The organism is Pseudomonas sp. CDFA 610 (assembly GCF_021147865.1).
GTDB lineage: Bacteria > Pseudomonadota > Gammaproteobacteria > Pseudomonadales > Pseudomonadaceae > Aquipseudomonas > Aquipseudomonas alliivorans.
Window position 1 is genome coordinate 406,494 of record NZ_JAGTPM010000006.1, and the last position, 7,861, is coordinate 414,354.

8 protein-coding genes and 1 pseudogene are annotated in these 7,861 nt (G+C 58.1%); 7 read left to right on the forward strand and 2 right to left on the reverse strand.

Annotated features, from left to right (window positions below):
• Positions 1–42: 42 nt before the first annotated feature.
• The gene (locus KDX39_RS13845; RefSeq protein WP_231660739.1) at positions 43–1,347 is read right to left on the reverse strand and encodes a methyl-accepting chemotaxis protein; all 1,305 of its coding nucleotides are present in this window, start codon (positions 1,345–1,347) and stop codon (positions 43–45) included.
• 84 nt (positions 1,348–1,431) lie between these two features.
• Positions 1,432–2,268 (reverse strand): TatD family hydrolase, encoded by an 837-nt coding sequence (locus KDX39_RS13850; protein ID WP_231660740.1) that lies wholly within the window; start codon positions 2,266–2,268, stop codon positions 1,432–1,434.
• A gap of 174 nt (positions 2,269–2,442) precedes the next feature.
• Here KDX39_RS13850 and KDX39_RS13855 point away from each other — a divergent pair, with 174 nt between their 5' ends.
• The 7 genes and pseudogenes from KDX39_RS13855 to KDX39_RS13885 all read left to right on the forward strand — a co-directional run bounded on the left by KDX39_RS13855 (position 2,443) and on the right by KDX39_RS13885 (position 7,719).
• Positions 2,443–3,888: a transglycosylase SLT domain-containing protein gene (locus KDX39_RS13855; RefSeq protein ID WP_231660741.1), complete on the forward strand. Its 1,446-nt coding sequence runs from the start codon at positions 2,443–2,445 to the stop codon at positions 3,886–3,888.
• 103 nt (positions 3,889–3,991) lie between these two features.
• Complete coding sequence (locus tag KDX39_RS13860; RefSeq protein WP_099227335.1) at positions 3,992–4,426, forward strand: DoxX family protein; 435 nt, start codon at positions 3,992–3,994, stop codon at positions 4,424–4,426.
• Positions 4,427–4,671: 245 nt separating this feature from the next.
• Positions 4,672–4,980 (forward strand): hypothetical protein, encoded by a 309-nt coding sequence (locus tag KDX39_RS13865; RefSeq protein ID WP_004887734.1) that lies wholly within the window; start codon positions 4,672–4,674, stop codon positions 4,978–4,980.
• A gap of 80 nt (positions 4,981–5,060) precedes the next feature.
• Positions 5,061–5,390, forward strand: a complete 330-nt coding sequence (locus KDX39_RS13870) for a hypothetical protein (protein ID WP_099227337.1) — start codon at positions 5,061–5,063, stop codon at positions 5,388–5,390.
• Positions 5,391–5,437: 47 nt separating this feature from the next.
• The gene (locus KDX39_RS13875) at positions 5,438–5,644 is read left to right on the forward strand and encodes a transcription elongation factor GreAB (RefSeq protein WP_269439899.1); all 207 of its coding nucleotides are present in this window, start codon (positions 5,438–5,440) and stop codon (positions 5,642–5,644) included.
• A gap of 618 nt (positions 5,645–6,262) precedes the next feature.
• Positions 6,263–6,907, forward strand: a pseudogene (locus KDX39_RS13880) (DUF6119 family protein).
• Between the two features lie 59 nt (positions 6,908–6,966).
• Positions 6,967–7,719, forward strand: a complete 753-nt coding sequence (locus KDX39_RS13885; protein WP_231660742.1) for a DUF4145 domain-containing protein — start codon at positions 6,967–6,969, stop codon at positions 7,717–7,719.
• Positions 7,720–7,861 lie beyond the last annotated feature (142 nt).

Below are 7,861 nucleotides of genomic sequence, written 5' to 3' on the forward strand. Positions count from 1 at the left end.
TCAAGTCTGACTATCGGTGTGATAGCGTTTACAGACAGCCGTTTACAGTTTGAGCTGGCCGATGGCGGTGTTCAGCTCGCCCGCCAGTACCGCCAGTTCGCCACTGGTCGTGGCCGAGTCCACGGTCTGGACCACGGTGCGTTCTGTCACATCGCGAATGCTCACCACCGCCCGGTTCATCTCTTCCGCGACCTGGCTCTGTTGTTGAGCGGCCACGGCGATTTGCGTATTGCTTTCGCGCATCTGCGCCACGGCGCTGGCAATAGCCGCCAGGGCTTCGCCTGCTTCACGGGCCTGCTGCACACATTCATCGGCCTTGTACGAGCTGTCCTGCATGAAATCCACGGCATCGCGTGTACCGCTCTGCAAGGCGGAAACCATGGTGGTGATTTCGTCAGTGGACGTCTGCACGCGTTTGGCAAGGTTGCGTACTTCGTCGGCGACGACGGCAAAGCCGCGTCCCATCTCGCCAGCCCGCGCCGCCTCGATAGCGGCATTGAGCGCCAGCAGGTTGGTCTGCTCGGCAATGCTGTGAATCACGTTGACCACACCGTTGATCTTCTGGCTGTCGGCGGCCATGCGTTGAATCATCTCGGCAGTCTGCTGCACGCCGCTGGACAGTCCGGCAATGGACACTTGCACACGGTCCACCACGGCCTTGCCGCTGCCTGCGAGCGCATCGGCGGTCTGTGACTGATCGCGTGTGGTGGTGGCGTGCTGGGCGATGTGGTGCACGGTGGCGGTCATCTCGTTGATGGCAGTGGCGACCTGATCGGTTTCGCTCTGCTGGCCGAGCATGCCATGTCGAACTTCAGTCATGCCGGACGCCAGGTGCGCGGCACCCTGATCAAGCCGGATGGCGGTCTGCGAAACGGTCGCAACCACCCGCTGATACCCGGCCTGCAACGCATTGAACGCCTTGGCCATCTGCCCGACTTCATCGTCACTGCGGTTTGGCACACGGGCTGAAAGGTCACCGCTCCGTTCGACATGCAGCATGACGTCCTTCAGCGTGTTGAGCTGGCTGAGCAGAAAGCGGATCAGCAACTGCGAAGCACCGAGCATGACAATCATCAGGACAAAAACGGCCAGGGCGTAGTGAGCGAAATGCTGCTCGAGCACATCGGTGAAGGCTGGTGCCAGGATGAGCGCCGCGCTGTTGGCTGGCAGTGGCTGGGTGGTGGGCCATCGGGCGATCAGTTGTGCCACGCCGTGCGCGGATTCCTCACGCGACTGTTGCTCCAGATGAACGGCGTAGAGCACAAGCAGCAGGGTGGTGATGAACGCGACTGCATTCACCGCCCAGAATTTGTACTTGAGTGACAGGTTGCCAAGCCATGAGCGCATGAGGGGTCTTCTTCGGTAAACGGTGAAAATAGCAGCAAGGTGCCACTACTGTATTCCGGTCCTCGAAGCGACCTTTGACGCGGATCAAGAAAACCGCGGATTTTCCTGAACGGCCCGTTCCACAACCGGCATGCCGAAGAACTCACGGGCACATGTTGTGCTGTGGCGCGCCAGATCTTCCTGTGATTCGCCTCGATGCAGCGCCACCTCGCGCAGCACTTCGGGCAGATAGGCCGGTTCGTTGCGACCGTTTTTCGGCTTGGGCCGCAGGCTGCGTGGCAGCAGATAAGGCGCGTCGCTTTCCAGCATCAGCCGGCCGCGGGGAATGTTGCCGACCAGTGGGTGCAGATGCGTGCCACGGCGTTCGTCGCAGATCCAGCCGGTGATGCCGATGTGCAGGTCCAGGTCCAGATAGCTGAACAGCGCAGCCCGCTCGCCAGTGAAGCAATGCACCACTGCGGCAGGCAAGCGGTCGCGGTAATCGCGCAGGATTTCCATCATTCGCTGGTTGGCGTCGCGCTCGTGCAGGAACACAGGAAGTTGCAGTTCCACGGCCATGGCCAGGTGCGCTTCCAGCACTTTCTCCTGTTGTGGGCGAGGGGAGAAGTCGCGATTGAAATCCAGCCCGCATTCTCCGACGGCACGCACGCGATTTTCCTTGAGCAAAGCATGCAACTGTTTCTCGGTGTCGCCGGTCCAATCGCTCGCCGAGTGAGGGTGTATACCCGCCGTGCAGAACAGTCGCTGCGCGCTGTCGTCCAGTTCGTGACACAGCTGCAAGGCTTCTTCGCTGCCTTCTACGCTGGTGCCTGTGATGACGAGTTGATCGACGCCTGCGGCGTAGGCACGGTCGAGTACCGCCTGTCGCTGCGAAGCGAAGCTGGCGTTAGTCAGATTGACGCCAATGTCGATGAGTTGCATGGTGCTACCTCCAGCACAAGGCTGCCGAGCATATCAGAGCTTCGGTAAAAACAAGAAAACGCTGGCTATTCAAACGGTTGAGCTCAAGGACTCGATGCTTTTCTTCAATGTTGATGCTGCTGCGTGACTTCCAGAGTTCCTTTTTCCTGTAACGGCGATGCCACTGGGGAATGAATGATCCGATCCGCGCTCGTGTCCATTGTCTGTCTTGTGCCGCTTCTGACGACCTTCCCGGGTGAAGTGTCCGCACGTCCGCTCACGTCTGCCGGACCTGTGGTCGCCACATCGCATTCGCCTCCCGTGCGTGATCTGGCCGCGATTCGTAGCAGCAAGGTGCTGCGCGTGCTGGTCAATCAGAGCCGCAACAGTTCCGGAGACGTCAAGGGACAGGAAATCGGTGTCGAGTACCACCGTCTGGAAGCATTCGAGCGCTACCTCAACAGCCATGCCCGCGACGGGCAGAAAGTCACGTTCAAGATCATTCCCAAGGCCAAGAACCAGTTGCTCAGCGCTCTGCAGCGCGGCGAAGGTGATCTGATCGCCCCCGGCGAGCTGCTTGATGTAAGCGACGCCAGGGGCGTTCAGGCCAGCAGTCCGATCATTCATGATGTGCCGCTGGTGCTGGTCGGTCTGCGCGGCGACCGTAGTCTGCGGCGCGTTGAGCAATTGTCCGGCCGGACCCTGAGTCTGGCCACCGGCAGTGCCGCAGACGAAGCGCTGCATCAGGTCAATCGGCAGCTGGAACTGCGCAAGCTGCCGCCGGTGAAGATCGAATGGGTTGACCCCAGCCTCGCCGTCGAAGACGTGCTGGAGATGGTCCAGGCCGGCATCTACCCGATGACGCTGGTCGAGCAACCTATTGCCGAGCGTTGGGCTGGCGTCATGCCGAAACTGCGTCTGGATCGCGGGCTTTCGCTGAAAACCCATGGCGATGTGAGCTGGTTCGTACGCGACAATGCCACCGTTCTGCGTGCCACCATCGATGATTTCCTCAAGGATTACAAACCCTCCAACCGCCAGGACGTGGCCTTCGAAAAGGCTTACAAAAACATGTACCGGGTCAACAATCCGCTGGTGCGCGGAAACATTCAGCGCCTGGAACAGTTGCGACCCATGCTGCAGCGCCATGCCGATGCGCAGGGCATGGACTGGCTCGATCTGGCAGCGCTGGCGTTCAAGGAATCCAAACTCGATCCTTCTGCGAAGGGCAGTGGTGGTGCGACAGGGCTGTTGCAGATCACGCCTTCGGCAGCCAGAAGCGTCGGTGTCTCGAATATCCAGAATGCCGATGACAATATCCGCGCCGGATCACGCTACATGGCGTTGATCAAGCGCAAATATTTCTCGAGTCCCAGCGTCAACGAGCGTGAACGTATGGCGTTCACCATGGCGGCCTACAACATGGGGCCGGAACGCGTGCAGGGCATGCGTGACGAGGCGCGAAAGCGCGGGCTCAATCCCAATCAGTGGTTTTTTCAGACCGAGCGGATCGCGATGGAGCAGGGCGGGGCCAACGTTGTGACCTTCGTCAACAGCGTCAACAAGTACTACTTGGCCTTCGACCGTCAGCGTGACGCGCTGGAAAAAGCTGGCTCCGGAAAAACAACAGCTAAACGCTGATCGAACAATTCGATAGGTATGTGCCAATTATTGGTGTTTTCACATGAGTCATTTTGATTATGATGGTGCCACTCCCACTTAATCGACCCTGGAACACACTCGCATGAACAGCCTGATTAAATCCGTACTCACCACCCGCGCCGGTTACGGCCTGACCATCCTGCGCGTCATTGTCGGTATCGCTTTCATCGCCCACGGCAGTCAGAAGCTGTTTGGCGCCTTTGGTGGCTATGGTCTGGAAGGCACCGCGCAGTACATGGAAAGCCTCGGCCTGACGCCGGGTTATCTAATGGCGATGCTGTCCGGCGGTGCCGAGTTCTTTGGCGGTCTGGGTCTGCTGGTCGGGCTGCTGGCCCGTCCGGCTGCGGCATTGGTGACGGTGTTGCTGCTGGTGGCTATCTTTACCGTGCACATCGGCAACGGCTTCTTCATGGCCAACAACGGTTTTGAATACGCACTGGCCCTGCTGGGTGGCGCGCTCGCGGTCTTGATTGAAGGCGCGGGCAAGCTGTCGCTGGACCGCGTCATCGCGCGATAACCTCTGCTGCTCCCTGACTGAAGGCCCACGTGAACGTGGGCCTTTTGCGTTTTGGCAGGATTGTAGGGCAAGGTAATTGACAATGAAGTGCGTGCTTCTCTAGGATGCGTGCTCAAGCGCCGATTTAACAACTACTTGCGGGGCGCCTGACAAGGCTCGAACCTTGTCGAAATACCGCTAAAACGTTGGTTCGGTGTTGCCTCTCACCGCTGCCCAGCGGAGCTTTTGAGGCAGAGACAAAACCCATGAACAACCTGCGCCCGCTTCTTCGTCTGTCCCCGATCAGCACCGTGCTGACGCGCAAGAATCCTAAAATCCTCCTCGCCGGTTCCCATCAGCCGACACTGTTGCGCTATCTGGACGGCTGGCCGCGTCGCCGTGGCGGCTCTTGCGCCTTCCTCATCCAGTTTGTCGACGCCCATCAGCCGCTCAGCCATTTCGCCAACGATCAGTTTGATCTGGCAGTGATCCAGTCACCTGACGCTGAGCAGGTCGAGCAGGTGATTCGCGACCTCACGCGGGTGGCCCGGCAGGGTTTGATCACCTTCGGCTGAGAAGGCATTATGCTGGCCCCCGCCGCATCGCCTCACAGGCAGAATCGCCGCCTTATCAAAGGATTAGGTGTGGTGTCTGCATGCGATTGGTTTATTGTGCTCTGGCTTGCCTGACGCTGTCGGGCGTTGCACTGTCTGCCCAGGCCCGGAATGCTACTGAAAGTGAACGCTACCTTTGCCGCTGGGGCTCGACCATCGCGGGTAGCGCGCAAGCGTCGAAGCTTTCGGGTGTAACCCGCTATGGTGCGCGGCAAAAGCTTCAGGCACGCAAGTTCACCAAGCAGTGGATGCGCCCGATGGCGCTGGGTATTACCGAACAGACCTACGACAGCGACTCGCGTCTCAAGCCCGACAGCGTCCGGCAGATTTATTACGACGGCTGCATCCGCCACGAAGTGGCGCGTCGATAGCGGTTCGACCCCTGTCGAGTTGATGTTTGTGTTGATGGAGGAACGTCTTGAGTACAAAGATCATCACTAAACAGGGGCACGATGCCCTTAAAAAGGAACTCGACTACCTCTGGCGCGAGCATCGCCCGGACATCACCCAGAAGGTCGCTTGGGCGGCCTCTCTGGGGGATCGCAGCGAGAATGCGGATTTCGCACAGGCACCCCAAAGGAACTACTATTTCGAGCGCACTCCTTGCCCCAGTAGGCCCGCATAAATAGTAGGCCTACTATTTCAGGCCTACTCTTTCGAGTAGCAAATTGAGCTGATGGAGGGGCTTGTTCAGACGCCGAAAGCCCATTTCCCCGCAATCTTCCCTACATCCATGCCGGCACAGCTGATAAGTCCACCCAAAATCCAACCCGATTCCCCCCGTCCTACCCCTAAGCCTCACGCCCGACCAGCCTGGAATGGATTACGCACTCCCTCATTCGCCCTGACGCCGATACCTACAAACGCCCACCCATCTCCCTAGAAACACCGAACGATCGGTAACCGCCTCATCGCCAATAAACCGTCAATCCCCGCACCACCCTGATACACGTCCATCACTCAACCCCCCTCTAAGATGTCCACGCGAGCCAATTCCTCACCTGGAAAAAACACGTTTTCTGGCCCATAGTCATGATGGCCAAATGCTGGTTGTGCCCGTGCCAAGCGAACAACCCAAGCCAAGAAAAAAACCAAGCCAAACGAACAAACACACAGGTCCAAAACCCAAGCCCAGATCATCAGCATGTCTAGGGAGTGCTGCCTTGGCCAATCCGGAGAAAGTCAGGACGCTTTCCGTACGGTTACTGCGTAGTGACTACGAGGCTGACGAGGCCCTAGTAACATATCAGGGGCTCGTCGCAATCGACTTACGCGAACTGACTGGTCAAAGGGCGAAGGTGCGCAGTTATTGGTCGGCCAGATCTTCACCAGCAGGCCCGGCTGGATTTCCTTCGTCGAGGAGCAGGTGGGCGCACAGCCCGACAACCTGATTGCCAGCGCCGCCGGTGCCGCGCTGTTCCTGCCCGTCGATGATCGGATTTTCGCGATCTGCTTTGGGCACATCCACAGGCGTTGGAGAAAGAGGCATTCGAACGCCAGTTCGGCCTGAAAGTCACGCTGAACTCGGTGCTACGTGATGGGTTGCGCACGCACGCGGGATCTGGCGACCCCAAACGCCGTGACGTTCCAGAAGCGTGTGCAGGCCAGCAAATACAGCGACGTCCAAGACTTCGGGGTCGACGTGCTGCGGGATCTTGCGCGCATCGCTGGCGGCACCCCGAGCGAAGCGAGTTTTGCAAAATTCGTTGCTGGTCGTGACAGCCTCTCCATCACCTGCAAGCTGGCGTATGATGATCTGCTGGGCAAATGCGAGCAGATCATGCAGGTCTATCGCAGCAACACCTACAAGCAGCGCTTTCCCTGGATCGAGTTTGCAAGGTGTCTAGAGAATCCGGGGCGATTCATACCTCAGTTGACTGCATGGTAGAAGCTATCTTTAGTCAGGCGCATGGCGCGCCTCGCTTCTCAACGTAGAAGGAATACATCTTGTTCGATAAAGCAACTTGGCAAGGCTGCTACGAGAGACGCGCCATCCCGAAGTTCCGTTGCCCCCAATGCCGTAGTGGGCGATTGATCGTGGATCCGTCGAACATTCAAGTTAGGCACCCAGAATTCTCACAGATCCAATGCCAGCGTGACGACTATGAACCTGGCTGGGAGAGGGAGCGGTTCAGCGTAGAGTTGAAGTGCGACGAAGCCAGCTGTGGTGAGGTCTCATTCGCGATTGGCGATACAAGTGCAGAGGAGTATTACGAGCCCGAGGTCGATGCTTACGCGTGGATGACCCTTCTTCACATTCGCGGTTTTTTCCCCGCGCCCCCGATCATCAGCGTTCCAACGCAAATGCCATATGAGATACAACGTGAGCTGGAAAAGGCATTTGGATTGTATTGGTCAGACCTGAATGCAACGGCAAACCGGCTTCGGGTTACCGCAGAGCGCATCATGGATGATCAAGGTGTACCTCACGAAGCACTCACCAAGAAAAACGTCCTGAATCGGCTGGATCTTAACGGTCGGATAGCGCTTTTCAGTCATACGCACCCAGAGCATGCCGATACGATGACGGCCCTGAGGATGGTTGGTAATCTGGGCTCACACGGTAATGACGTCCAGCGAGAGGCCATTCTGGATGCCTTTGAGGTGTTCGAAGATTGCCTTTTAGAACTATACGGCGAACGAACTGCCCGACTCAAAAAGCTCAAGGATAAGTTGATTACCTCCAAAGGGAAATACTGACCCGATTCCCGTTAGTGGTCGAGGTGACCCACCCATAGGCACCTAGGCTCTGTACGAAATCATCTGAAACTCATTTGAACCCAGCAAGCGTCGGGAGTCAGTAAAGTCCGCGTCCATCAACGGCAGGAGCCCACGATGGCCA

Coding starts and splice junctions, on each gene's coding strand:
- KDX39_RS13850 (WP_231660740.1), bottom strand. CDS start 2,268: ATGCAACTCATCGACATTGGCGTCAATCTGACTAACGCCAGCTTCGCT.
- KDX39_RS13860 (WP_099227335.1), top strand. CDS start 3,992: ATGAACAGCCTGATTAAATCCGTACTCACCACCCGCGCCGGTTACGGC.
- KDX39_RS13870 (WP_099227337.1), top strand. CDS start 5,061: ATGCGATTGGTTTATTGTGCTCTGGCTTGCCTGACGCTGTCGGGCGTT.
- KDX39_RS13865 (WP_004887734.1), top strand. CDS start 4,672: ATGAACAACCTGCGCCCGCTTCTTCGTCTGTCCCCGATCAGCACCGTG.
- KDX39_RS13855 (WP_231660741.1), top strand. CDS start 2,443: ATGATCCGATCCGCGCTCGTGTCCATTGTCTGTCTTGTGCCGCTTCTG.
- KDX39_RS13845 (WP_231660739.1), bottom strand. CDS start 1,347: ATGCGCTCATGGCTTGGCAACCTGTCACTCAAGTACAAATTCTGGGCG.